At 30.1% G+C, this 24,146-nt stretch carries 24 protein-coding genes; 12 read left to right on the top strand and 12 right to left on the bottom strand.

From position 1 onward, the window contains the following. Position 1 precedes the first annotated feature (1 nt). Complete coding sequence (locus HA146_RS01055; protein WP_209107754.1) at positions 2-1,210, bottom strand: phosphoglycerate kinase; 1,209 nt, start codon at positions 1,208-1,210, stop codon at positions 2-4. A gap of 213 nt (positions 1,211-1,423) precedes the next feature. On the opposite strand from HA146_RS01055, the gene ylqF reads away from it, so the two are divergent. Together ylqF and HA146_RS01045 are read left to right on the top strand one after the other, a co-directional pair. After that, complete coding sequence (ylqF, locus tag HA146_RS01050; RefSeq protein WP_209107753.1) at positions 1,424-2,296, top strand: ribosome biogenesis GTPase YlqF; 873 nt, start codon at positions 1,424-1,426, stop codon at positions 2,294-2,296. Then, the gene (locus tag HA146_RS01045) at positions 2,287-3,246 is read left to right on the top strand and encodes an RluA family pseudouridine synthase (protein ID WP_209107752.1); all 960 of its coding nucleotides are present in this window, start codon (positions 2,287-2,289) and stop codon (positions 3,244-3,246) included. The genes ylqF and HA146_RS01045 overlap by 10 nt, the downstream gene beginning before the upstream one ends. Here HA146_RS01045 and HA146_RS01040 read toward each other — a convergent pair. Further along, entirely contained in the window at positions 3,239-4,837 is a 1,599-nt protein-coding gene (locus HA146_RS01040) for an ABC transporter ATP-binding protein (protein ID WP_209107751.1), read from the bottom strand. The two genes, HA146_RS01045 and HA146_RS01040, sit on opposite strands and share 8 nt — an antisense overlap. A 55-nt stretch (positions 4,838-4,892) precedes the next feature. On the opposite strand from HA146_RS01040, the gene HA146_RS01035 reads away from it, so the two are divergent. Next, the gene (locus HA146_RS01035; protein WP_209107750.1) at positions 4,893-7,202 is read left to right on the top strand and encodes a RelA/SpoT family protein; all 2,310 of its coding nucleotides are present in this window, start codon (positions 4,893-4,895) and stop codon (positions 7,200-7,202) included. Positions 7,203-7,221: 19 nt separating this feature from the next. On the opposite strand, the gene HA146_RS01030 is transcribed toward HA146_RS01035, so the two are convergent. Continuing rightward, complete coding sequence (locus HA146_RS01030) at positions 7,222-7,665, bottom strand: DUF2062 domain-containing protein (protein ID WP_209107749.1); 444 nt, start codon at positions 7,663-7,665, stop codon at positions 7,222-7,224. 66 nt (positions 7,666-7,731) lie between these two features. Here HA146_RS01030 and mnmE point away from each other — a divergent pair, with 66 nt between their 5' ends. The 4 genes from mnmE to HA146_RS01010 all read left to right on the top strand — a co-directional run bounded on the left by mnmE (position 7,732) and on the right by HA146_RS01010 (position 13,014). Further along, complete coding sequence (mnmE, locus tag HA146_RS01025; RefSeq protein WP_209107748.1) at positions 7,732-9,114, top strand: tRNA uridine-5-carboxymethylaminomethyl(34) synthesis GTPase MnmE; 1,383 nt, start codon at positions 7,732-7,734, stop codon at positions 9,112-9,114. An 82-nt stretch (positions 9,115-9,196) separates the two neighbouring features. After that, the gene (gene nadC / locus HA146_RS01020; protein WP_209107747.1) at positions 9,197-10,063 is read left to right on the top strand and encodes a carboxylating nicotinate-nucleotide diphosphorylase; all 867 of its coding nucleotides are present in this window, start codon (positions 9,197-9,199) and stop codon (positions 10,061-10,063) included. Positions 10,064-10,090: 27 nt separating this feature from the next. Then, positions 10,091-11,905, top strand: a complete 1,815-nt coding sequence (argS, locus tag HA146_RS01015; RefSeq protein ID WP_209107746.1) for an arginine--tRNA ligase — start codon at positions 10,091-10,093, stop codon at positions 11,903-11,905. Continuing rightward, positions 11,905-13,014 carry a pyridoxal phosphate-dependent aminotransferase gene (locus HA146_RS01010; protein ID WP_209107745.1) on the top strand — a complete coding sequence of 370 codons (1,110 nt, stop codon included), beginning with the start codon at positions 11,905-11,907 and terminating at the stop codon, positions 13,012-13,014. Before argS ends, HA146_RS01010 begins: the two co-directional genes overlap by 1 nt. Here HA146_RS01010 and HA146_RS01005 read toward each other — a convergent pair. The 6 genes from HA146_RS01005 to prfB all read right to left on the bottom strand — a co-directional run bounded on the left by HA146_RS01005 (position 13,011) and on the right by prfB (position 16,637). Further along, positions 13,011-13,736 (bottom strand): MBL fold metallo-hydrolase, encoded by a 726-nt coding sequence (locus HA146_RS01005; protein WP_209107744.1) that lies wholly within the window; start codon positions 13,734-13,736, stop codon positions 13,011-13,013. The genes HA146_RS01010 and HA146_RS01005 overlap by 4 nt on opposite strands. A gap of 20 nt (positions 13,737-13,756) precedes the next feature. Then, positions 13,757-14,353, bottom strand: a complete 597-nt coding sequence (locus tag HA146_RS01000; RefSeq protein ID WP_209107743.1) for an anthranilate synthase component II — start codon at positions 14,351-14,353, stop codon at positions 13,757-13,759. A gap of 12 nt (positions 14,354-14,365) precedes the next feature. Then, a complete protein-coding gene (locus HA146_RS00995; protein ID WP_209107742.1) occupies positions 14,366-14,776 on the bottom strand; it encodes a diacylglycerol kinase family protein in 411 nt (136 codons plus the stop codon). Positions 14,777-14,782: 6 nt separating this feature from the next. Next, positions 14,783-15,322 carry an rRNA maturation RNase YbeY gene (ybeY, locus tag HA146_RS00990; RefSeq protein ID WP_209107741.1) on the bottom strand — a complete coding sequence of 180 codons (540 nt, stop codon included), beginning with the start codon at positions 15,320-15,322 and terminating at the stop codon, positions 14,783-14,785. A 6-nt stretch (positions 15,323-15,328) separates the two neighbouring features. Next, positions 15,329-15,511: a DUF3285 domain-containing protein gene (locus HA146_RS00985; RefSeq protein WP_209107740.1), complete on the bottom strand. Its 183-nt coding sequence runs from the start codon at positions 15,509-15,511 to the stop codon at positions 15,329-15,331. Between the two features lie 3 nt (positions 15,512-15,514). Further along, a protein-coding gene (prfB, locus tag HA146_RS00980; RefSeq protein WP_209107739.1) for a peptide chain release factor 2 occupies positions 15,515-16,637 on the bottom strand; the annotation gives its coding sequence in 2 pieces (ribosomal slippage) (positions 15,515-16,561 and positions 16,563-16,637; 1,122 coding nt in all). Between the two features lie 76 nt (positions 16,638-16,713). Here prfB and grxC point away from each other — a divergent pair. Together grxC and gshB are read left to right on the top strand one after the other, a co-directional pair. Next, positions 16,714-16,968 (top strand): glutaredoxin 3, encoded by a 255-nt coding sequence (grxC, locus tag HA146_RS00975; protein ID WP_209107738.1) that lies wholly within the window; start codon positions 16,714-16,716, stop codon positions 16,966-16,968. Between the two features lie 5 nt (positions 16,969-16,973). Beyond that, complete coding sequence (gshB, locus tag HA146_RS00970) at positions 16,974-17,897, top strand: glutathione synthase (protein WP_209107737.1); 924 nt, start codon at positions 16,974-16,976, stop codon at positions 17,895-17,897. On the opposite strand, the gene HA146_RS00965 is transcribed toward gshB, so the two are convergent. Continuing rightward, positions 17,890-19,302, bottom strand: a complete 1,413-nt coding sequence (locus HA146_RS00965) for a chorismate-binding protein (protein WP_209107736.1) — start codon at positions 19,300-19,302, stop codon at positions 17,890-17,892. The genes gshB and HA146_RS00965 overlap by 8 nt on opposite strands. A 101-nt stretch (positions 19,303-19,403) precedes the next feature. Here HA146_RS00965 and menA point away from each other — a divergent pair, with 101 nt between their 5' ends. Genes menA through HA146_RS00950 form a run of 3 tightly spaced genes read left to right on the top strand, consistent with a single transcriptional unit; the run spans position 19,404 to position 22,482 of the window. Further along, positions 19,404-20,321 (top strand): 2-carboxy-1,4-naphthoquinone phytyltransferase, encoded by a 918-nt coding sequence (menA, locus tag HA146_RS00960; protein WP_209107735.1) that lies wholly within the window; start codon positions 19,404-19,406, stop codon positions 20,319-20,321. Then, entirely contained in the window at positions 20,318-21,283 is a 966-nt protein-coding gene (locus HA146_RS00955; RefSeq protein WP_209107734.1) for an o-succinylbenzoate synthase, read from the top strand. Before menA ends, HA146_RS00955 begins: the two co-directional genes overlap by 4 nt. Continuing rightward, positions 21,268-22,482 carry an AMP-binding protein gene (locus tag HA146_RS00950; protein WP_209107733.1) on the top strand — a complete coding sequence of 405 codons (1,215 nt, stop codon included), beginning with the start codon at positions 21,268-21,270 and terminating at the stop codon, positions 22,480-22,482. Before HA146_RS00955 ends, HA146_RS00950 begins: the two co-directional genes overlap by 16 nt. A gap of 10 nt (positions 22,483-22,492) precedes the next feature. Here the strand turns inward: HA146_RS00950 and HA146_RS00945 are convergent, their stop codons facing one another. Next, positions 22,493-22,945 (bottom strand): acyl-CoA thioesterase, encoded by a 453-nt coding sequence (locus HA146_RS00945; RefSeq protein WP_209107732.1) that lies wholly within the window; start codon positions 22,943-22,945, stop codon positions 22,493-22,495. A gap of 9 nt (positions 22,946-22,954) precedes the next feature. Then, positions 22,955-24,142, bottom strand: coding sequence for an NAD(P)H-quinone oxidoreductase subunit H (locus HA146_RS00940; protein WP_209107731.1), 1,188 nt, complete (start codon positions 24,140-24,142; stop codon positions 22,955-22,957). Between the last annotated feature and the right edge of the window lie 4 nt (positions 24,143-24,146).

Here is a 24,146-nt window from a genome sequence, read left to right as displayed (position 1 = left end):
CCTAAACGTCGTTTAAAGCAGCTACACCAGGTAAAGTTTTACCTTCTAAAAGTTCCAAACTAGCACCTCCTCCAGTAGATATATGAGACATTTTCTCAGCTAATCCTGCTTTCTCTACTGCTGCAACTGAATCTCCACCACCAATTATTGTACAAACTTCAGAAAAAGCACTTAAGTCCGCAAGGGTAGTAGCTATTGCGTTTGTACCTTCTGCAAATTTATCAAATTCAAAAACACCCATTGGGCCATTCCAAATTATTGTCTTACATTCTGCAAGAGCATTCTGAAAAACTTTAATAGAATCTGGACCAATATCGAGACCCATCCAATCCCCACTAATTGAATCAATTTGAGATATTTTACTTTCAGCGTCAGGAGAAAATTTATTAGCTAAAACAACATCAGTTGGTAAAAGTAACTCGACTCCTTTTGCTTTTGCTTTTGCTTCTAAATCTTTGGCAAGCTCAAGTTTATCTTCCTCTACAAGGCTCTTTCCAACATCTAAACCTCTAGCTTTATAAAAAGTAAAAATCATACCTCCACCAATCATAATTTTGTCACACTTATCTAATAAAGAATCAAGCACTCCTATTTTGCTACTAACCTTTGATCCTCCAACTATTGCTGCCAATGGACGTTTTGGAGCATCTATTGCCCCTTGTAAGTATTTCAATTCTTTTTCTAAAAGGAATCCAGCTACTGATGGACTTAAATAATTAGTAACTCCCTGAGTAGAAGCATGAGCTCTATGAGCAGCACCAAAAGCATCATTTACAAACATATCTGCATGTGATGCTAAGTTTTTAGCAAAATCCAAGTCATTCTTTTCCTCTTCACCAAAAAAACGAACATTTTCAAGTAAAAGAACATCTCCATTATTTAAGCTATTTGATTCTGCAATTGATTTATCACCTATACAACTGTTAGTAAGAGCAACGTTTTTTCCCAACAATTCACTTAATCTCGCTGCTACTGGAGTTAATCTCATTTTTTCATTTACCTGACCCTTTGGTCTTCCAAAATGGGCAGCTAGGATAACTTTTGCAGAGTTATTGATAAGATATTCAATAGTTGGAATCGCTGCTCTAATACGCGTATCGTCAGTTATCTGACCACCTTCATTTAATGGAACATTAAAATCTACTCTGACTAGAACTTTTTTTCCTTCTAAATTTGTCTTATCAAGACTGGAAAGAGATAATTTTGACATTAAACAACTTAATTTTTAATCTTAAGACCCTAACGTTAATTTGAGCTTATTGGGTTAAAAAGTAGTAACTGTTACCTATGCCTTAATAAATTTTAAGAATTAACTATTATAAAAATTTCTTAGTTATAAAATTTATACTAAAATTTAGAAGTAAATACTTTTGAAACTAATACAAATTAAAAGGAATACAAAAATTTTATTTGATTTATTTAAGTGGACATAGCCAAAATTCAATGGTATCCAGGCCATATAGCGAAAGCAGAAAAGAAATTATCTGATGTTATCAATAAAGTAGATTTAGTTATAGAAGTTAGAGATGCAAGAATTCCTTTGTCAACAGGGCATCCACATTTAAATAAATGGATCAATAATAAAAAACATATTCTTGTTATTAATAGATCAGACATGATCTCTCCTAATAGCATCAATAATTGGAATAAATGGTTTAATTCTAAAGATCAATATCCGCATTGGTGTGATGCTAAAAGAGGTATAGGTATTAAAGAAATTTGCAAATCCGCCATAGAATCCAGGTCATCAATTGACGATAGAAGACTTTCTAGAGGAATGCGAATTAGGCCAATTAGAGCCCTTACTCTTGGTTTTCCAAACGTAGGCAAGTCAGCATTAATAAATAGAATTGCAAAAAAAAGAGTTGTCGATAGTGCTAGGAAAGCCGGAGTGACTCGCAATTTAAGATGGATAAAATTAGATATTGGGATAGATCTGCTAGATGCTCCTGGTGTTATACCTCCTAATTTAGAAGATCAAAAATCAGCACTTAATCTTGCACTCTGTGACGATATTGGAGAAGCTGCTTATGAAATTGAAAGTGTCGCAATTGAATTTATCAAAATTATATCCACTCTCAACAAAGATAAGGATGCAAACATCTCAGTAAAAAAAATATCTAATAGATACGGAGTTGATATTACAAAAGGCTTTGAAAGTCCATCTAATTGGATCAATGAAGCAGCTTCAAAACATACCTCAGGCGATAAAAGAAGGATGTCTCATAAATTATTGGAAGATTATCGAAATCAAATGCTTGGTAAAATTGCTTTAGAAGTCCCAAAATGGAATTAAATAATAAAGATTCTTTCGGAATTGGAGAAGGTGAACTTATAGAAATTATTTATGAGCTACCTCTTCCTATGAGACTAGACCGATGGTTGGTAAGTAAAAGGCCAGAACAAAGTAGAGCAAGAATTCAAAATTTTATAAATTCAGGTTTAGTACTTGTAAACTACAAGACTGCGAAAGCCAAAACCCCACTAAAAAATGGCGACAATGTTCAAATCTGGATGCCACCTCCCGAACCTCTTATATACTTAAAACCTGAAAAAATGGATTTAAAAATCCTTTTTGAAGACGAGCACATCATAGTAATCAATAAGCAATCAGGATTAATTGTTCATCCAGCACCGGGACACAAATCAGGAACTTTAGTTAATGGATTACTTTTTCACTGTAATGATCTACCTGGAATTAATGGGAAACTACGACCAGGTATTGTACACAGATTAGATAAAGATACCTCTGGATGTATGGTCGTAGCAAAAAGCCAAGAGGCACTAGTAAATCTCCAAAAACAAATAAAAGAAAAGATAGCTTCCCGAGAGTATATTGCAGTAATTCATGGAGCGCCTAATTCTGAAGAAGGTCAAATAGTAGGGAACATTGGCAGAGATAGATTAAATAGATTGAAATATACAGTAGTTGAAGAAACTTCAGGAAGGTATGCATGTACCTATTGGAAGTTAAAAGAAAGATTGGGCAATTACTCATTAATGAGTTTCAAATTAGATACGGGGCGAACGCATCAAATAAGAGTTCATTGCGCCCACATTAATCATCCAATTGTCGGTGATCCATTGTATGGAAGATGTAAAAAACTTCCATGTAAATTGGAGGGCCAAGCGTTACACGCTATTAAGCTTGGTCTTATACATCCAATGAATGGTAAAGAAATGATTTTTGAAGCTGAATTGCCATTAGATTTTAGGAAATTACTAAACGTTCTTAAAGTTAAATAAGATTTAAAGAAGAATTGATAAGAGATTTTGTATACGTGTTTTTAGTTTTAGTAAATATTGTAGAACTTTCTCCTTCATCAACTATCCTTCCTTGATTCATTACTAGCAACCTATCACAAAATCTTTTTGCAATACCTAAATCATGAGTAATAAAAATAATCGTTAAATTCATTTTTTCTTGCAAAACTCTCAGTAATTCAAGAATCTCTATTTTTACTGCAGCATCTAGCATATTTACACTTTCATCACAAATCAAAATTTTTGGTTTCAATAATAACGCTCTAGCTAATGAAATTCTTTGCAATTGACCACCAGATAATTGACTAGGGTAAGAATTAAAAAAATCATTATTTAAGGGAAGATTTAAATTTCTAAAAATTAATTTTATTTCCTTTTCTATTTTTCTTTTATCTGAAATTTTCTGAATAAAAAAAATATCTTCCACAATATTTTTAATTGTCATTTTTGGATTCAAACTTGAAAAAGGATCTTGAAATATAATTTGCATATTTTTATGCTTTTTATAAGATTTATTTTTTGTCGATTCATAATCTTTATTATAAATTTTTATTTCCCCACCTCTTACTTTCAGAAGTCCAATTAAAGCCCTACATAAGGTACTTTTACCACTTCCTGAAGAACCAACTATTCCAAGAGTCTCATTTTTATATAATTTGAAACTGACTTCATTTAAAGCCTTATTCCATTTATGCTGAAAAATTGTAGAATTTAATTTATACCAATGTCTTAAGTTATTAACCTCTAAAAGAACCTCATTTCGAATATTATTTTTAATTTTTGGTTCTAAAACTATTTTCGAAGCATTTACTAATTTTATTCCGATATCTGACTTTGGCGATTGAAAAATATCTAATATATTTCCTTTTTCAACAATTGAACCTTTTTCAAGGATTGCAACTTTTTTACACCACTTTGCCGCAAGATTAATATCATGACTAATTAAAATTAAAGTAGTGTCAAATTTATTGCATAAGTAAAGTATTTCGTTCATAATTTCAAAACTTGTTTTGGTATCTAGGCTTGTTGTAGGTTCATCGGCTATTAATAATTTTGGTTTTAAAGCAAGAGCCATTGCTATAGAAACTCGCTGTCTCATACCACCGCTAAATTGATGAGGAAAAGAATCCAATCTACTTTCTTCAATCCCTACTTTTCGAAAAACTTCCATTACTAATTTATCAATCAAAAAAGATGATTTATTTTGATCATGAGTTTTAAATAATTCATATAAGTGATCCCTAACTTTCATTAGTGGATTAAGTTTTTTAATGGAATCTTGATAGATAAATCCAAAATTTCTTCTTCTAAATAATTGCGCCTGTCTATTATTTATTTTTCTAGGATCTACACTAGCAATCGATAAATAACCTTTAGAAGTTGCCGTTTCAGGCAACATATTTACTAATGTTTTTGCGAAAGTAGTCTTTCCACATCCAGAGGGACCTATAATTGCCAAATGCTCTCCTCTATCTATTTCAAGATTAAAATTATTGATAATAGGCGGCTGTTTTAAACCATATTTAACAGTAAGATTTTTAACTGTAAGAATTTTTTCTTTTTTTATTTTCATGATTTTATAGCAAATTTTTCTAGTCCTAAATAAAATACATCTAAAGCAATATAAAATGTCTGAGGCAGCTGCAAATTCAAAAGAAAAAAACGAAATTGAAGTTTCCAAAACTATTTTGCCTGAAAATAAAAAATATGAAAGTGAATCTTTGAATTATGAGATAAAAATTCCCGATTGGCTTCTTAGAGACATCAATAATTATGAAAAATCAAATAAAGACAATGATGATAATCAAAACCTTATCGTAAAGGCTTTTAAACTTGCTTATAACGCTCATGATGGACAACTCCGCGCGAGTGGCGAGCCATATATTATCCACCCAGTTGCTGTTGCAAATCTTTTAAAAGAAATAGGTGCAAGTTCATCTGTCATTGCTGCAGGACTTTTACATGATGTTGTTGAAGATACAGGCATTGATTTATCTGAAATAGAAGCAAATTTCGGATTGGAAGTAAAAATACTTGTGGAGGGTGTAACAAAATTAGGAGGGATTCACTTTAATAACAGGACTGAAGCACAAGCTGAAAATCTTAGAAAAATGTTTTTGGCTATGGCTAGCGATATCAGAGTAGTTCTAGTAAAACTTGCAGATCGACTTCATAACATGAGAACAATTGAATGGCTCAATGATGAGAGGAAACAAAGAATAGCGAGAGAAACAAGAGAGATTTATGCACCTTTAGCTAATCGATTAGGAATAAATAGATTTAAATGGGAATTAGAAGATTTAGCGTTTAAATTTCTTGAGCCTAAACAATATCAAGATTTAAAAGATCAAATCTCTGTTAAAAGGAGTGATAGAGAAAAAAGATTAAAAGTAACCTTGAATCTTATGAAAGAAAACTTAGTCTCAGCGGGTTTAAAGAACTTTGAAATAACTGGAAGACCAAAGCATCTTTATGGCATCTGGAGCAAAATGGAAAGACAGCAAAAACAGTTTCACGAAATTTATGATGTTGCTGCTCTAAGAATTATCGTTGATAATTCAGATAGTTGTTATAGAGCTTTAGCGGTTGTACATGATACTTTTAAACCAATTCCAGGCAGATTTAAAGACTATATAGGATTACCAAAGCCCAACGGATATCAGTCCCTACATACTTCAGTTATTGGAAGACATCGACCTATTGAAGTTCAAATTAGAACTACTTCCATGCATCAAATTGCAGAATATGGTATTGCCGCGCATTGGCAATATAAAGAGGGTGGTTCTCCTGCTAAAAGCAATGCCGAAAGATTTAATTGGCTAAGACAACTAGTTGAATGGCAACAAGAAGGTAATGAAGGTGACCATAATGATTATTTAGCTTCAATTAAAGAAGATTTATTTGATGAAGAAGTATTTGTAATCACTCCTAAAGGAGATGTTGTTGGTTTAAGAAAAGGATCTACCGCAATAGATTTTGCCTACAGAATTCATTCTGAAGTTGGAAATCACTGTAATGGAATAAGAATTAATGAAAAGCTTTCTCCATTATCTACATCACTACAAAATGGGGACTTCATAGAAATTTTGACAAATAATAATGCCACTCCAAGCTTGGATTGGCTGAACTTTGTAGTTACGCCAACTGCTAAAAATAGAATTCGGCAGTGGTATAAGAAAAGCCATCGGGATGAAACGATTAAAAGAGGCAGAGAATTACTCGAAAAAGAAGTAGGTCGAAACGGTTTTGATACATTGCTTTCTAGTGATGCTATGAAAAAAGTTGCTAATCGATGCAATTTAAAAAGTACGGAAGATCTTTTGGCATCGCTTGGTTTTGGGGGTTTAACTTTACATCAAGTATTAAACAGACTACGAGAAGAAATAAAATTACAGACAGAAGATATAAAAACTGATTCTGATTCTGAGATAGCGCAATCTCTTAAAAGTAATAGTAATTTATCTACTAATAAATCTCATTCGGCGGCTAAATCACCAATTTCAGGAATAGAAGGTCTTGATTACAGAATAGGTAAATGCTGTACTCCACTTCCGGGCGAGGATATAATCGGGACCGTATCGCTTGGTAACCATGGGATAACCATTCATAAGGCAGATTGTGAAAATGTCATGCCAATTCCAATAGAAAGAAGATTACCTGTTGGATGGAATCAAGATAATAAAACTGGCGATAATAAGTTTCCAATTCAGCTCCGAATAGAAGTAATTGATAGAGTGGGAGTTCTTAAAGATATTCTTATGCGGTTATCTGATAAAGGTATAAACGTTAGCGATGCCAATGTTAAAACTGCTTATGGCAAACCAGCTATTATCAATCTCTGCGTAGGTCTAGAAAGTTATAATCAACTTCACAAAACAATTGATCAAATTAAATCCATGGCAGATGTTTTAGATATTGCCAGAGTTGGACAAAGTTAATTTTAAAAATCAGAAATATTTATTTTTTAATTTTTACCTTGTAGATAAAGAAAACAATACTTCCGCAAATCAAAGCCAATAGTAAACCAACACAAGATGAACCCAAGATTAATTTTAGTGAAACAATTCTACCTTGTTTCCATAAGTCATCAATAACCAAACTTTTTTCAATAATGTTATTGGAAGAAGAATTAAAAAAAAGCGATCCAACTTTATAGTTAAAATAATAAAGTGGAACATAAGTAAAGGGGTTACTTATCCAGGTACCAATTGCAGCTAGGACAATATTCCCCTTAGCTATTTTCGCAAAAAATACCCCTATTAAAGTCTGAAACCCAAAGAAAGGAAAGCAGCCACTAAATACACCTATAGCTAAACCTTTAGCATTAAAGAAAGGACTCCCATTCTGATTCCTAAATAATGATAGAATTTTCTTATAGGTAATATCTCTTTTAGATCTCATTCAGAAAGAAAAATTCAAAATTAAATTCTTGATAATCTTACTTAATTATCTATAACAAAGCGAGAGATGGATTCGATAGTTACTACAGAAGATACGATAGCCGCAATTGCTTCAGCTATCAGTATAGGGAAAGGAGGCGTTGCGATAATAAGAGTATCAGGGAAAGACTCAATAAATTCTTGTAAAAAGATTGTTCAAACTAAATCTAAATATGCATGGGAATCCCATAGAGTTTTTCACGGTTTTATTCAGGAAAATACACAAACTAAATTTATAGATGAGGTTTTAATTTTAGTAATGAAATCACCAAATAGCTTCACGGGAGAGGATGTTGTCGAAATACATTGCCATGGAGGAATCATCTTAGTAAATAAAGTTCTAAAGATATTATTATCTAGTAATTCTAGAGTTAGACTTGCAAATCCAGGAGAATTCAGTCAAAGAGCTTTTCTCAATGGAAAAATAGACCTTACTCAAGCCGAGTCAATTAATCAATTAATTAACGCAAGCAATATCAAATCTGCAGAGTTAGCTTTTAGCGGGGTTCAAGGAGAAATAAAGAAAAAAATTGATGATATTAAAAATCACCTTATAAATGAACTTTGCGAGATAGAAGCGAGAGTTGATTTTGAAGAAGACTTCACAGATTTTGATTACACCAAATATCTAAATAACATTAAAAAAGTAAAAGAAAAAATAGAATTACTAATAGAAAATGCAAAAAGAAATTCATATATTCACAATGGAATATCTATTGCGCTTATTGGTAAAACAAATGTTGGTAAAAGCTCTTTACTAAATTTGCTTGCAAAAAAAGAGAAGGCAATCGTAACTAATATTCCTGGAACAACTAGAGATGTTATTGAAGTTAATTTAACTATTAATGACATTCCAATGAAAATAATTGATACTGCTGGCATAAGAGAAACTCATGAACAAATTGAAAGTATTGGAATAAAAAAAAGTTTTGGGAAAATTAAAGAGTCAGATTTTATAATTTATATTTATAGTCTTGAAGAAGGATTTAATGAAGAAGATAAAAAAATAATAAAAGAAATCCCCAAAGATAAATTAATTACTATTTTAGGCAATAAAAAAGATTTAATTAATTCTAAAAGTATTAATTCAAATGAGTTAAAAAACACAATTCTTATGAGCATTAAAAATAATGATGGTGAAAAATTATTAATCGACACAATCATAAAAAAATGCGGATTAAAACAAGTAGAAAATATCAATATATTTTTAAACGAAAGACATTTAATGAATTTATCTGCTTGCCTATCTAATTTAAATGATACTGATGAAATAATTAAAAATAAATTGCCATTTGATTTGTTATCAATAGAACTGAGAGATGGAATTCAAAACTTATCTAAAATAACTGGCCAAGCATTAACAGAGGAACTTCTAGATAATATTTTTTCTAAGTTTTGTATTGGTAAATAAATTTGAGTTAAATTACATAGTGATATATAGTTGATTCTCTAACTTCAGTTGAATTTTTATTAATTAATTATTTTTTAGTTTAGTGGATTTAAATACTCGAATAATAAGTAAGATCATTGATAATTGGATCGATGAAGATATAGGAAGGGGAGATCTAACAAGTCCTTCTATTACAGAAGAGAATGGTAATGCATATTGGATTGCAAAAGAAGATGGTATATTTTGTGGTGTTGAAATTATAAAAAAAATTTTTAAAAAAATTGATTCAAATATCAGTTCAAAATTTAATATTTCTGATGGAGATAAATTTTTTAAAGATCAAAAAATCCTGGAAATATATGGACCTTCAAAAAGTTTGCTAGCTAGTGAAAGGATCAGCTTAAATATAGCGATGCATTTATCTGGAATATCAACATATACAAATAATCTTGTAAATAAGTTAGAAGGCACAAATATAAAATTAGCAGATACTAGAAAAACGACTCCTGGCTTAAGAATATTTGAAAAATATGCATTCCAATGCGGAGGTGGAGTGAATCATAGAATGGGATTATACGATGCAGCTATGATAAAAGAGAATCACATCGCATGGACAGATAATCTGCATAATGCAGTAAAAAAAATTCGACTAAATTCACCTTTTACAACTCATATCATAATTGAAGCTGAGAATATCAAACAGGCAAAAGAAGCAGTATTAGCAGGAGCAGATAGTGTCTTATTAGATGAACTTAGCCCTGAAATAATCCAAAAAAACGTTCAAGAATTAAGAGATTTATCAATGAATAGCTTAAAAAAAGAAGTCAATAAAAATTTGATAATAGAAGTTTCTGGAATCAACCCTAAAGAAATTAGTAAATATCTAATAAAAGGTATTGATTTGATTTCAACAAGTTCTTCAATTACCAAAAGTAATTGGATTGATTTAAGTATGCGTTATATTAATTAACTATATAGATAAATAATTGAATAATTAATGCTAATCATTTTTAAAGAACTAACAAAAAACTTTGAACAATCTCTTTTAGATAGTCTTGAAAAAAATGATAAAAAAGGAGAATTCGAAAATCTTAGAAAAAATTTAATTACACAAGCATCAAAAGAAGAGTTTGGTGATTATCAATGTAATATTTGTCTAAGTTTATCTAAAATATATAAAAAGAAACCAAGAGATATCTCTGATGATTTTGTTAATCTTTTAAATAAAAATAAAAGCATATCAAAATTATGCAAGAGTCTAGAAATAGCAGGACCTGGATTTATAAATATAAAATTAAAAGATGAAGTTCTAATAAATGAAATCAAATCAAATATTCAATGCCAAAGGTCTGGAGTACCTCTAATTAAAAAAGATTTAGATAATGGTTTCTATAATAAAGTTATTGTAGATTTTTCTAGTCCTAATATTGCTAAAGAAATGCATGTTGGGCATTTAAGATCAACAATAATAGGTGACTCAATATCCAGAATTTTCGAGTTAAGAGGTTATGAAGTATTAAGACTCAATCATGTTGGTGATTGGGGAACACAATTTGGAATGCTTATTACTCAGCTCAAAGATTTATATTCAAATGATCTAGAAGAAATAGGTAAGATCAAGATAAGTGATTTAGTTGAATTTTATAAAGCATCAAAAAAAAGGTTTGATAATGAATCTGAATTCCAAAAAAGATCTAGGGAGGAAGTAGTAAAGTTACAAAGTGGAGATACTAAATCGATTCAAGCCTGGAAATTGTTATGTGATCAATCGAGAAAGGAATTTGATGAAATCTATAAAAATTTAAAAATAAAAATTAAAGAAAGAGGTGAATCTTTCTATAACCCATTCTTAAAGTCAGTTATTGATGATTTGAATTTTAAAAAAATACTCATAGAAGATCAAGGAGCAAAATGTGTATTTTTAGATGGGATGACTAATAAAGAAGGCAAACCTTTACCGCTAATTATTCAAAAAAAAGATGGCGGTTTTAATTATGCCACCACAGATCTTGCTGCTATAAGATACCGATTCAACAAAGCTCCTAATGGGGATGAAGCTTCAAGAATTATTTATGTAACTGATCATGGACAAGCGAATCATTTTGCTGGAGTTTTTCAAGTTGCAAAAAAAGCAAAATGGATCCCAGATAAGTGTCAAGTAGACCACGTCCCTTTTGGGTTAGTTCAAGGAATTGATGGCAAAAAACTAAAAACAAGAGAAGGTGAAACAATACGTCTAAAAGATTTATTAAAAGAAGCGGTTAGAAGAGCAAAAGAAGATTTATTAAAAAGATTAGAAGATGAAGATCGTTACGAGACCGAAGAATTTATTACAAATACTTCAAGAATTATTGGATTAGGAGCTGTTAAGTATGCAGATTTAAGTCAAAATAGGATAACTAATTATCAATTTAGTTTTGATAAAATGCTTTCCCTTAATGGAAATACTGCTCCTTATTTGTTATATACACTTGTAAGAATTTCAGGAATTAAAAGAAAAAATGATTTTGTTTATGACTCTAAAGATTTTCAATACATAAATTATGAACATAAATCTGAGTGGAAACTTATCAGAAAATTACTTAAGTTCGATGAAGTCATAATCTCTATTGAAAAAGACTTAATGCCAAATAGACTATGCAATTATCTATTCGAGCTATGTCAGACTTTTAATAGATTCTATGATCAAGTTCCAATCCTAAAAGAAGAAAAAAATATAAAAATTTCTAGACTTAATTTATGTGACCTAACTGCAAAAACACTAAAATTAAGCTTAGAGCTTTTAGGAATTGAAACTTTAGAAAGAATGTAATGAATGATTTTGATCCATTAAATAATCTTTTCCCAAAACCAAGAGAAGAAATAATAAAAATGCAGTCTTACTCTGCACCTTTAGAAAATAGAAGAAATTTACTCCGCTTAGACTTTAATGAAAATACTTTAGGTCCAAGTCCTAAGGTTATAGAGGCATTACAAGCGATAAAATTAGATGAGATTTCAATTTATCCAGAATATAATTTTTTAAAAAAATTTTTATGTGATCAATATCTTGATTCAAGAAAATTTGGTAATGATGAAATAGGGATTTTCAATGGAGCAGATGCAGCAATAAATGCAATTTTCAATTGCTTTGGAGAAAAAGATCAAATATTTCTAACCACAAATCCAACTTTTGGTTACTATTCTCCTTGTGCAGAAATGAGAGGAATGAAGAAAATAAGTTGTTCTTACGTTGGAGAAAACTTTATATTCCCTATCAAAGAATTTAGGGAAAAAATAATAAGTCATAATCCAAAGTTAATATTTATTTGCAATCCAAATAATCCAACAGGAACGGTTTTAAGCTCTCAAGAAATAATTAATTTAGCTAATATCAATCACGATTCACTAATAATTGTAGATGAACTATATGAAAAATTTAGTGGAGATAGTCTTCTTGAATCGATAAATTTTGAAAAGAATAAAAATATACTAATAATCCAATCTCTTTCAAAAACTGCTGGTTTAGCTGGTTTAAGAATAGGTTTTACTTTTGGCAATAAAAGTTTAATTCAGTACATTAATAAAGTTACAGGACCATATGATGTAAATAGCTTTGCTATAACAGCAGCATTAGCAGCACTTAAAGACAAATCATATATTGATAATTATGTTTTAGAAGTAAAAAAAGCGAAGGAATGGATTTTAAATAAATTTAAATCAACAAAAATCAGGACCCACTTTAGTGGAGGTAATTATTTCTTAATTTGGCCAAAAAAAGATCCTAAAATCTTAATACAACAGATGCGAGAAAAAGGTGTTCTTATTAGAAGTATGGAAAACAAAAAAGATATCGGTCAGTCAATAAGGGTTAGTATTGGAACTAGAGAACAAATGATTTTTTTCTGGAACAATTACAAGGTGTTAGATTTAATACATTAATTACTGAAAATATAAATTGTATTTTGATCGATTCTTTTAGGTTTTATTTGATAATCTTTTCCAACATATTTTACTTTAAAATCTTTCATATTTTCTATAAATAAATCAGCATTGGAGAAATCACATTCTTTATTAATTTGTTTGTCACGTTCAAAGTGAACAGGAATAACTACATTAGGTTTTAAGATCTTAACTATTCTTGATGCTTCTTCCCCATCGTAAGATTTTTTTCCTCCGCCAATTGAAATAAATAAGATATCTGGGCGAGACAAAATAATTTGACTATTAATATCAATATCACCAGCAGCTCCTCCCATATGAACAATTTTAAGATCATTCTGCTCCCAAGTCCAAACAGTTGCCATACCAAATCTTCTTCCATCTACTCTGTCATGTGGTACAGAAATTCCATTTAATAAAATATCCTCAAATTGATAGATTCCAGGCTCAACAAACATTAATTGATCATTATGGTTATATCCTTCATCTGGAAGCCTAGAACTAGCCAAAATAAAATCTACGTTGACTTCTTTTGGCTCCTTTAAATTACTTGCACAACCTATTGATTTAAAGGGATTTATAAGAATAGATTTTTCTTCACTATTAATTAAAAAACTACTATGTCCCAAACTTTTTATTACTAAATTCCTTGCCAATAATGAGGTAGGTAAAAAAGAGCTAAATAATATAAAGAAGAAAATGTTTTTAATTTGAGAAATCATAATATTAACTTTTTTGTATTTTACTTTTGTTCAGCCATTTTTAGAAAATTACTAATTACTTTATGACCAAATTGTGTCAATACACTTTCAGGATGAAACTGTACCCCATGTAAATGTTTATATTCTTTGTGCGAGATAGCCATAATAGTTGAGTCTTCTAAAGTGGCAGTTATCTCGAAACAAGATGGCAAAGAACTTGAATCAACTATAAGACTATGGTATCTAGTCGCCACAAATGGAGTCTCGATATCTTTAAACAATCCTTTTTGATTATGAAATATTTTGGATGTCTTTCCATGCATAAGTTCTCTCCCAACTACAACCTTACCTCCAAAAGCTTGGGCCAAAGCTTGATGACCTAAACAAACTCCCAATGTCGGAATATTTTTAGATAATTTTTTTAGTATTGGCAGACAAATTCCAGATTGATCTGGATTACCAGGACCTGGAGATAATAGGATGCCGCTAGGATTGAGTTTGATAATTTCTTCTAAAGTAATTTCATCATTTCTTTTCACTAATAATTCTTTAGTTATTTCATGCTCATCTGAAAGTTCTCCTAAATATTGGACAAGGTTATAAGTAAAACTATCGTAATTATCAATAACAAGAAACATATTTATATGGATTTAAAATAACAACTTTATTTTAGGAACAAAGATATATACAGCAATAATAACAGAATTAATGGAAGCTAATAATACAGCTCCTGCAGAAGTATCTTTTGAAATTTTAGCTAAACTACTAAATTCTTTTTTCACTAATAAATCAACTATCGATTCAATAGATGTGTTTAATATTTCTAATATTAAAACAGACATAATGGTGGCAATCAAAATTACATAATTGCTTAGACTAATTTGCAGTAAAAAACCAATCATTAAACTTGTAATTGCAAAAATTAATTGAATTTTAAAATTTCTTGAAGTTTTTATTACGTAACTAATTCCACTGAAAGCATACTTAAAACTTATTAATACATTCCTAGACGTTTTGTATGATTCTTTTCTATTTTCTAAAGACTTTATTTTTTTTTCCATAGATTTTTAATCTAATCGAGTAATTAAATATTCCTGAAAATTTAACATATTTTCTAAATCTAGAGCATTATTATGTTCCCATCCCAAAAGATGTAAAAATCCATGACTAGCCAACCAGAGCATCTCTCTATAGATTGAATGTTTATATTCATAAGATTGCTCAAGTGCCATCTCTAATGATATAAAGATATCTCCCAACTCTATGTGATCTAAATTATTGAAAGATTCATCAGAAATGATTGGGAAAGATAGGACATCAGTTGGACCATTTTTTTGCATCCACTTCTTATTCATAGAAGCCATTTCTTGATTAGATATTATCTGAAAGCCTAATGAAAAAGATTTTTTTTCAAAAATAAATTTTGGCAATTCATAATCATCTTTTTTTAATATTGTATTTATCCAAGATAAAAAAACTTTCTCCCAAAAAATAGATTCCAAAATAAACTTACTTTTAATATCTTTTAACTTATTTGAAAGTTGAGAAAAATCATTACATTGGAAAACCAAATCTAAATTTATTTCAGAAATAATTTTTTCTTTCATACATTCTTATACAGGAACATTGGGCTTACCTATTGTGGCCACAAGTATTAATATCCCAATTAAGACTAGAAAAGTTATTGAAAAATGAGAAATACTTTTTGAACCCTTCCTGACCATATTTCTCATAGCAAGCTTTATAAAGCTTGCAGGAGCAACTTTTTTTTCTAAATTTTCGTTTTTATTTTCCATTAGTTATTCAATAGATTCGTTAGAAGAAATATTCATGCGTAATAATTCATGAATAAACGGTTCAAGTCCACCATCTAACACACTATCTAAGTCGTTAGTCTCCTGCATAGTCCTAAGATCTTTTACCATTTGATAGGGATGGAAAACATAATTTCTTATTTGATTGCCCCATGCAGCTTCCACAATATCACCTTTAATATCAGCGACTTCAGCAGCTCGTTGTTCTTTAGCAATCACTAGTAGTTTAGACTTAAGAAGTAACATAGCTTTTTCTTTATTTTGTAATTGAGATCTTTCTTGGGTACATCTTACTGAAATCCCTGAAGGCAAATGAACAATTCTTACTGCTGTTTCTACTTTATTAACATTTTGTCCTCCAGCTCCACCGGATCTACTCGTTGTAATTTCTAAATCTTTTTCAGGTATATCAAGTGAAATATTATCATCTAATTTTGGCATAACCTCTACCCCAGCAAAGCTGGTTTGTCTTTTTCCATTAGCATTGAAAGGAGAAATTCTTACTAATCTATGAGTTCCTTTTTCATGTTGCAGATAGCCGTATGCATATTTTCCATCAATTTCGAACGTTACACTTTTAATACCTGCTTCTTCTCCTTGAGATAATTCATTGATTACAAGGCTCATTTGATTATTATCGGCCCATCTTGAATACATTCTCAATAATATCTCTACCCAATCCTGTGCATCTGTTCCACCCGCACCAGCGTTAATAGAAACTACTGCTCCTTCCTCATCGTATTCCCCACATAACAATCTTTCAAATTCCCATTTATCTAAATTCTCTCTTAACTTCTTTAAGCCCTGCTGGGATTCCAAAATCATTTCCTCTTCCGGTTCTAAAGAATAAAGCTCAAGAGAGGCATTAGCATCAGAAATAAACGATCTCCATTCATCTAACAATTCTAGTTGAACTTTGACATCATCAAGGATTAACATTTGTTTTTTCGCTTCTTCTTGATTCTCCCAAAATTCGGGCTGAGAAGAAATTTGCTCTAACTCTCTCCTTTTCGCTTTTAAGCTTGGAACGTCAAAGACAATCCTGAGCTTTACCCAGGCGCTTTGTTAGTTCCGAAAGATCTTTTTTAAACTCTGTAATATCTATCAAAATAGAATTAAATCATTATTTATAATCTAACAAGCAGTTTTGTTTAATAGTATAAACTAAGTATTATTTTATAAAAATGTCCAAAGTTGAAATTTATACTTGGCAATATTGCCCATTCTGTATTCGAGCAAAATCTCTACTCAAGAAAAAAAATATAAATTTTACAGAATATAAAATAGATGGCGATGAAAATGCCAGAGCATTGATGACTGAAAGAGCTGATGGTAGAAGAACATTACCTCAAATATTTATAGATAATGAGGGTATCGGAGGCTGCGATGATCTCTACATACTAGAAAATGAAAATAAACTAGACTCATTATTAAACTAGATCTTATGAAATTTCTATTCGTAATAGATCCAATAAAAAATATAAATCCCTTAAAAGATTCATCTGCGGCTTTAATGCAAGCATCATCAAAAAAAAATATTGAAATCTGGAGTTGTACTCCTCAAGATCTTGAAGCTAGAGGTGATGAAGTATGGGCATCTTCTGTAAAAATTGAAGTAAATCCATGGATTTCTTTTAAAGCTAATGATTGCATACCTCTCGCCGAATTTAATTGCATTTGGATGAGAAAAGATCCTCCTGTAAATGAAGCATATTTATATGCGACACATCTCTTAGAAGTTGCCGAAAGAAAAGGAGTAAAAGTAATTAATAAACCTTCATCATTAAGGGCATGGAATGAAAAGTTAGGTGCATTGAGATACAGCCACTTAATGGCACCAACAATAGTTGCGAGTAAGGTAAAAGATCTTATTAATTTTGCAAATATAAATAATGAAGTAGTCATAAAACCTCTTGGAGGGAAAGGTGGTCAAGGTGTTATCAGGATAAATAAAAATTCCCCAGGGATTAAATCAATCCTTGAATTAATAACTTCTCAAGAAGAATTACCCGTAATGATGCAAAAATTTATTCCTGAAGTCATAGAGGGTGATAAAAGAATAATTATCGTAAATGGTGAAGCAATTGGAGCTATAAATAGGATTCCTCAAGGAGGTGATTTTAGGAGTAATTTAGCGATGGGAGGGAAGGCTGAACCAACAAAATTAACAGAAAAAGAAAAAAGTATATGCTCAGAGTTATCTCATCACTTCAAAGATGAAGGTTTGTTTTTTGTGGGTATTGATGTAATAAATGGAATGCTTAGCGAGATTAATGTAACCAGTCCAACAGGTTTAAGAGAAATAGAAAATTTATCTAACAAGAATGTTTCAGAGGAAGTTATTGCAAAATTAGTGGAAATTATCTAGGATTTTTAGCGGAAAATATTTGTTTTACTATAGATTCAAATTTTAATTTAATCTCATCTATTTCTTTCTCTAAAACAGAGCCTGAAACAATACCTGAACCGGCAGTAAATTCAATATTTTCTTCAATATATCTAGCGCCTCTTATTGCCACAAGAAATGAAGCATTTCCTGATGCATCAACCCAACCCATTGGAGAAGCATAATTTCCTCTAGGAAAAGACTCAAGAGTGTTGATCCAATCCAACGCTTCATTTTTTGGGTATCCACAAACAGCCGGAGATGGATGCAAATTTTTAAGCAATTCAAAAGGACATATGTTTTCAACTGTAGAGAAAATGTGTGTTTGCAAATGAGAAATATCTCCAAAGGAATTAACCTTGATATCACTTTTTTTATAGTTTGTTATTTTTGAAACTTCTAAACATTTTATTAAATACTTTATTACATAATTATGTTCCTTTAAGTCTTTAGAACTTCTAAGGAGTTTATCAAAATTTGAATCAGTTGAGATGGTTCCAGCAAGAGCCTCCAAAATTAAATTAGGTTTAGTAAAAGAAAATAATTTTTCTGGAGATGCTCCAAACAAAATATCCTTACTATTCCTTTTCCAAACGTATCTGCATGTATTTGGTTGATTATTTTTTAATCTTTTTAAAATTCCTAATAAATCTAATTTATTTTTAAGTTTTATTTTAACCCTGTTAGCTAAAACTATCTTATCTAGGATACCTTTCTCTACTAATTGAATCCCTCTATTTATTACCTGTTTCAAATTGATTTTAGAAGTTTCTAAGGAGTTTAAGAAATCATCAATAATAAGAAAATCAAAACTATTTTTTAAGCTAGATAATTTTTCTAATTCTGAGTCAGAATTAATAACCTGATTTCTAATTGCCCATATTTCTTCAATTAATGTTCTTAATGATGACTTACCTTCAACATGACCATTGATTCTTAACCAGCAATTATTATCGCTTTTAATAATTAATATTTTTGGTAAGATAGCTTCCAAACTAGGAACATCTAAAGATAAATACTTATTATTCAAATTTTCAGAAAAAGAAAATAAATAAATTATTTTTGAAAGTGAGGAAATATGTGATTGATTTGTTAAGTTAATTAAACTTTTAAAATTCTCAGAATTAAAGTCTTTTGCTACCTCAAATCTTTTTGGACCATCCAAAGTAACATATTTACATTTCTCGAGAGCAATATATGAAATGCCATCAGATTCTTCCCAAAATGAAGAAAACTGATATTTATTTATAAACAATTCATATAAGTGAAATAAATCAATACAAGGAATCTCAACACAAATACTTACTAATCCAGAATTTTCCACTTTCTTATCGAAAGTAGAAAATACATCTTTTAAAAAATCTGTAAAGTTTAAATCATTTTTCATTACTTATTGAAAATAACTAAAAATCATGCAATAAAGTAAAAAATGTAACTCAATTTATAAACTACATTTAATAATCATGGAATTTTATGTGTTAATTAAAAATGGATGAAAATAAAAAAAAATTATGGAAACAAGCAATAAAATGGCCTCTTTATTCTGTTGCAATACTTCCGGTATTTATTACAGGGGCTTATTTACTAAATCTATATGAAAAATTAAAAATATATAATTTAATCGCATTTACGTTAGCTGCAATATTGATATTACTTTGGGAAAATCTAACTAATGATTTATTCGACGCAGAAACAGGAATCGATGAATTTAAATTCCATTCTATTGTAAATCTTATAAAAAATAAAAAAATAATTTCATTTATTGCATATACATCTTTAGTTCTTGGTTTATTAATAATTTCAATTATTTCAGCATCAACAAGCATAAATATTTTGATTTTGGTAGCAGCTTGCTGCTTCTTAGGATATTTATATCAGGGACCTCCTTTTAGATTTGGCTATCAAGGTTTAGGAGAACCATTATGCTGGCTTGCATTTGGACCTTTTGCTTACTCTGCAATCTTAATTGCGTTAAATCCGTCTAATATTTATTTCGAAGATATTCCTTGGAAAGTTTCTTTATTACTTGGTTCAGGGCCTTCCTTAGCAACAACTCTAGTATTATTTTGTTCTCATTTTCATCAAATTATTGAAGATAAAAAGCATGGTAAAAATTCACCTTTAGTTCGCTTAGGAGCTAAAAAAGGTTCTCAATTTGTGCCTTGGATAATTTTCACAATATATATTTTTCAACTTTTCACTATAGTTAATGGATTTATTCCAGTTTTTTGTATCCTTTATTTGATTAGTTTTCCTCAAGCAATAAGACTAATAAATTTATTACACTCTTCATATAACAAACCTGCAGCAATAAAAAATTGCAAATTCATCGCAATAAAATTTCAAACTCTTAATGGAGTTGGCTTAATCACAGGATTAATTTTTAATTACTTGATTAATAAATGAACTTAATATTTAAAAAAAAATCTTATTGCTTTAAGTTTTCCACAAAAGTAGAAAATTCTAAAACCACTTACCTTACAAAATCGGGTTGGATAATTAAATTAAAAAATAAAGATAAAAAAATTGGATTTGGAGAGGTTTCACCTCTACTAAAAGAAGACTTAAAAAAATGTGAAGAACAATTAAATATGATTCCTGATAATTTAGAAGTACTAAATTTATCTGAACAAATAAATATTTTTCACCCATGCATTCAGTCTGCAATAAATTCAGCTTTAGCAGAAATAAATGGGAAAATAATTTTTAAAGAAAACTATTTTTTTGATGAAATTGATAAAACAGCCATACTTTTAGATACTAATAATGTAATATCAGATTTAAATAAAATTAAAAAAAGTCAATCTAATATTGGCAAATCAATAACCATAAAATGGAAAGTAGCTTTAAAAAATAATAATGAGGAAGAAGCAATTTTAGCAGAAATTTTAAGCCAAATAGATAATAATATTAAGTTGAGGATAGATGCTAATGGTTCTTGGGGAAGGAAAATGGCTAACAGATGGGCTGATATTTTGAAAGATAACAAAAATATAGATTGGTTGGAACAACCTCTTTCTGTTGATGATATTGATGGACTTAAAGAACTCAACAAAAAAATTCCAATAGCTTTAGACGAATCACTTTTAAAATTTCCAACTTTGATTGATGAGTGGAAGGGTTGGCAAATTCGAAGACCTTCTCAAGAAAAGAATCCAGATAAGCTTTTAAGAGACTTAGAAAATAAAAAAGCTTTAATATCTATAAGTACTTCATTTGAAACTGGAATAGGAAGGAGATGGCTTTATCATTTATCATCGCTACAGTTACAAGGACCAACACCAAAAGTTCCTGGTTTAGCAATGAAAAAGTTCCCTAACTCTTTCCTATTTTCAGATGAAGCAAAAAAGATATGGGATCAACTATGAAAAGTAAAATTCATATTATTGAAGTTGAAAATAATGAAATTCAATCTATGGAGAAAATTATTCAGAAAATTAGAGAAAACAAAATAATTTATATAAAAAACAAATTTCATAAAAACGAAGAGGTACTTGATTCGATACATAAAAATGGACCAGCGATTATCTTAAACAGCAGTGGTAGCAGTGGTAAACCTAGAAAATGTATTCACAATTTAAATAATCTGAAATTATCTGCCGCTACTTCAGGACAATGGCTAAAAGATCAAGGATTTGAATTACACAACTGTATAATTTTTAACACTTTACCCCTCAACCATATAAGTGGCTTAATGCCAATTTTTAGAAGCCAAACTTGGGGATGTGATTGTATTAATATTGCTCCAAATTTAATAAAAAAAACTCGAGAACTTTTACTTTTTACAATTAAATCTAAAAAAAACAAAAAACACTTGATTACTTCATTAGTACCTACCCAATTAATAAGACTTTTAGCTGAAAAAGAGGGTATTAATTGGCTAAAAATTTTTGATTTAATTTGGGTAGGTGGAGCTTCAATTACCCGCGAAACTGCAGAAAAATGTATACAAGAACAAATAAAATTAGCACCTTGTTACGGCTCAACTGAAACAGCAGCAATGGTTACGAGTTTAAAACCAAAAGAATTCTTAATGGGTTATGAAAACGTTGGAGAAATACTACCTGATACAAAAATAAGAATTAACGAACGAGGATTAATCGAGATAAAATCAGCTAGAATTGGAATCGAAATAATAGACTCTTCAAAAACTGAAGATTTCAAAAATAAAAATGGTTGGTTGCAAACAGGTGATTTAGGTGAAATCAATCAAATCAATAATTCTTTATATTTAAAGTTTATCGGAAGAATTGATAACGCTTTTAATTCAGGCGGAGAACTCGTTTTTCCAGAAGTAATTGAATCTCGATTAAATAATTTCATTATGAAAGAAAATATCCCAATTAATAAATTCAATATTTCAAAAGTGCCCGACAAATTATGGGGAAATAAAATTAAAATAATTATTGAATTTAAAAAACTTACAAATCATAAAAATATTGAAAATTCATTAAATTTATTAAAAAACTTTTCTCAAAGTTGGCCTAAACATGAAAAACCCGAGAAATGGATTATTAAAAACAAAAATACAAGTACAGAAGAAATAAATTATAAATTTCAAAAATAATAAATAATAATTAGCACTCTTTTAAATTTGTACTTACATTTGAAGCCTCTATCCATCTTTCTAGATGATCGGGAAGTTCTATTTTATTTCTTGAATCAACATCTAAAGAACAATGTATTATTTTTCCTTCTGCTACTTTATTTCCATTTTTTATAAAAAGGCTATTTACTTGGAACAAATGAGTATTAATTTTATGAGGGGAAATTTTTACTTTTAAGAAATCTCCAATTTTAATAGGAGCACGGAAGTTCGCTTCGCAATTTACTATGGGAAAAATAATCTGATTTTTACGTAAAGAAAAATCTGGAAAAATATCTTGATAAGGAATCCCATAAATTTCAATACTTTCTTCCCAAGCTTCGTGTGACCATTTTAATAAGTTATGAAAATGAATTACACCTGCAGAATCACAGTCACCAAATCGTACTTTTTTCTGCAGTATTAACCAATCAGAGGGTTTCATTTAAAGAACTTATCTATCAACGGAGCCCATAATGACATCTATTGAACCAAGGATTGCCATAATATCAGCGATTTTGGCACCTTTAAGAATATGAGGCAATATTTGCAGATTGTTTAAATCAGCTGCTCTGATTTTAAATCTCCATGGGGTAACTTCATTATTACCTTGAATAAATACACCTATTTCTCCTTTTCCGGACTCTAATCTTGTATACAATTCTCCATTAGGAATTTTAAAAGTTGGAGCAACCTTCTTAGCTACATATTGATAGTCAATACCAAATATTTCACTCTTCTTATCTTCAGTCGCCATTCTTTGAGCTTCTAAATTTTCTGTTGGACCTCCTGGAATCATTTTGCAGGCTTGGCGAATAATGCTCAGTGATTGTCTCATCTCTTCAACTCTTACTCGATATCTCGCATAACAATCTCCTTCTTTTTCTGAAGCGATCTGCCAATCAAAATCGTCATAACATTCATAACTATCCACTTTCCTTAAATCCCAGGAAACACCAGATGCTCTAAGCATTGGCCCAGATAAAGACCAATTAATTGCCTGATCTCTTTGTATTGTTCCAAGACCTTCAATTCTTTTTCTAAAAATCGGATTATTTGTGATTAATTTTTCGTATTCATCTATTTTAGGACCGAACCAATCGCAAAAGTCCATACATTTTTCTAACCATCCGTATGGAAGATCACATGCGACACCACCTATCCTAAAGAAATTATTATTTATTAGCCTTTGTCCAGTGGCAGCTTCCCATAGATCATAAATCATTTCTCTTTCTCGAAAGATATAGAAAAATGGAGTTTGAGCTCCTACGTCTGCTAAAAAGGGACCAAGCCATAAAAGATGATTAGCAATACGATTAAGTTCCAACATAAGAACTCTGATGTAACTAGCTCTTTTAGGAACTGGAATATTAGCTAATCTTTCAGGAGCATTTACTACAATAGCTTCATAAAACATTCCTGCTGCATAATCCATTCTGCTTACATAAGGGACATACATAACATTTGTTCTATTTTCAGCTATCTTTTCCATTCCTCTATGCAAATATCCAATTACCGGCTCACAATCAATGACATTCTCACCATCAAGAGTTACAACTAACCTTAAAACCCCATGCATTGATGGATGGTGAGGGCCAAAATTAACCACCATTGGTTCGGTTCTTGTCTCTAGCTGAGCCATTCGA

Origin of the sequence: Prochlorococcus marinus CUG1416, assembly GCF_017695965.1 — a bacterium.
Lineage (GTDB): Bacteria > Cyanobacteriota > Cyanobacteriia > PCC-6307 > Cyanobiaceae > Prochlorococcus_A.
Note: the sequence above shows the minus strand (reverse complement) of the source record. Positions and strands in the feature narration are given on the sequence as shown.

What these genes read in the sequence shown, in the direction of transcription:
- HA146_RS01055 (WP_209107754.1), bottom strand. Translation starts at nt 1,210, where the DNA reads ATGTCAAAATTATCTCTTTCCAGTCTTGATAAGACAAATTTAGAAGGA.
- HA146_RS01045 (WP_209107752.1), top strand. Translation starts at nt 2,287, where the DNA reads ATGGAATTAAATAATAAAGATTCTTTCGGAATTGGAGAAGGTGAACTT.
- HA146_RS01040 (WP_209107751.1), bottom strand. Translation starts at nt 4,837, where the DNA reads ATGAAAATAAAAAAAGAAAAAATTCTTACAGTTAAAAATCTTACTGTT.
- HA146_RS01035 (WP_209107750.1), top strand. Translation starts at nt 4,893, where the DNA reads ATGTCTGAGGCAGCTGCAAATTCAAAAGAAAAAAACGAAATTGAAGTT.
- HA146_RS01030 (WP_209107749.1), bottom strand. Translation starts at nt 7,665, where the DNA reads ATGAGATCTAAAAGAGATATTACCTATAAGAAAATTCTATCATTATTT.
- mnmE (WP_209107748.1), top strand. Translation starts at nt 7,732, where the DNA reads ATGGATTCGATAGTTACTACAGAAGATACGATAGCCGCAATTGCTTCA.
- argS (WP_209107746.1), top strand. Translation starts at nt 10,091, where the DNA reads ATGCTAATCATTTTTAAAGAACTAACAAAAAACTTTGAACAATCTCTT.
- HA146_RS01010 (WP_209107745.1), top strand. Translation starts at nt 11,905, where the DNA reads ATGAATGATTTTGATCCATTAAATAATCTTTTCCCAAAACCAAGAGAA.
- HA146_RS01005 (WP_209107744.1), bottom strand. Translation starts at nt 13,736, where the DNA reads ATGATTTCTCAAATTAAAAACATTTTCTTCTTTATATTATTTAGCTCT.
- HA146_RS01000 (WP_209107743.1), bottom strand. Translation starts at nt 14,353, where the DNA reads ATGTTTCTTGTTATTGATAATTACGATAGTTTTACTTATAACCTTGTC.
- HA146_RS00995 (WP_209107742.1), bottom strand. Translation starts at nt 14,776, where the DNA reads ATGGAAAAAAAAATAAAGTCTTTAGAAAATAGAAAAGAATCATACAAA.
- ybeY (WP_209107741.1), bottom strand. Translation starts at nt 15,322, where the DNA reads ATGAAAGAAAAAATTATTTCTGAAATAAATTTAGATTTGGTTTTCCAA.
- HA146_RS00985 (WP_209107740.1), bottom strand. Translation starts at nt 15,511, where the DNA reads ATGGAAAATAAAAACGAAAATTTAGAAAAAAAAGTTGCTCCTGCAAGC.
- grxC (WP_209107738.1), top strand. Translation starts at nt 16,714, where the DNA reads ATGTCCAAAGTTGAAATTTATACTTGGCAATATTGCCCATTCTGTATT.
- gshB (WP_209107737.1), top strand. Translation starts at nt 16,974, where the DNA reads ATGAAATTTCTATTCGTAATAGATCCAATAAAAAATATAAATCCCTTA.
- HA146_RS00965 (WP_209107736.1), bottom strand. Translation starts at nt 19,302, where the DNA reads ATGAAAAATGATTTAAACTTTACAGATTTTTTAAAAGATGTATTTTCT.
- menA (WP_209107735.1), top strand. Translation starts at nt 19,404, where the DNA reads ATGGATGAAAATAAAAAAAAATTATGGAAACAAGCAATAAAATGGCCT.
- HA146_RS00955 (WP_209107734.1), top strand. Translation starts at nt 20,318, where the DNA reads ATGAACTTAATATTTAAAAAAAAATCTTATTGCTTTAAGTTTTCCACA.
- HA146_RS00950 (WP_209107733.1), top strand. Translation starts at nt 21,268, where the DNA reads ATGGGATCAACTATGAAAAGTAAAATTCATATTATTGAAGTTGAAAAT.
- HA146_RS00945 (WP_209107732.1), bottom strand. Translation starts at nt 22,945, where the DNA reads ATGAAACCCTCTGATTGGTTAATACTGCAGAAAAAAGTACGATTTGGT.
- HA146_RS00940 (WP_209107731.1), bottom strand. Translation starts at nt 24,142, where the DNA reads ATGGCTCAGCTAGAGACAAGAACCGAACCAATGGTGGTTAATTTTGGC.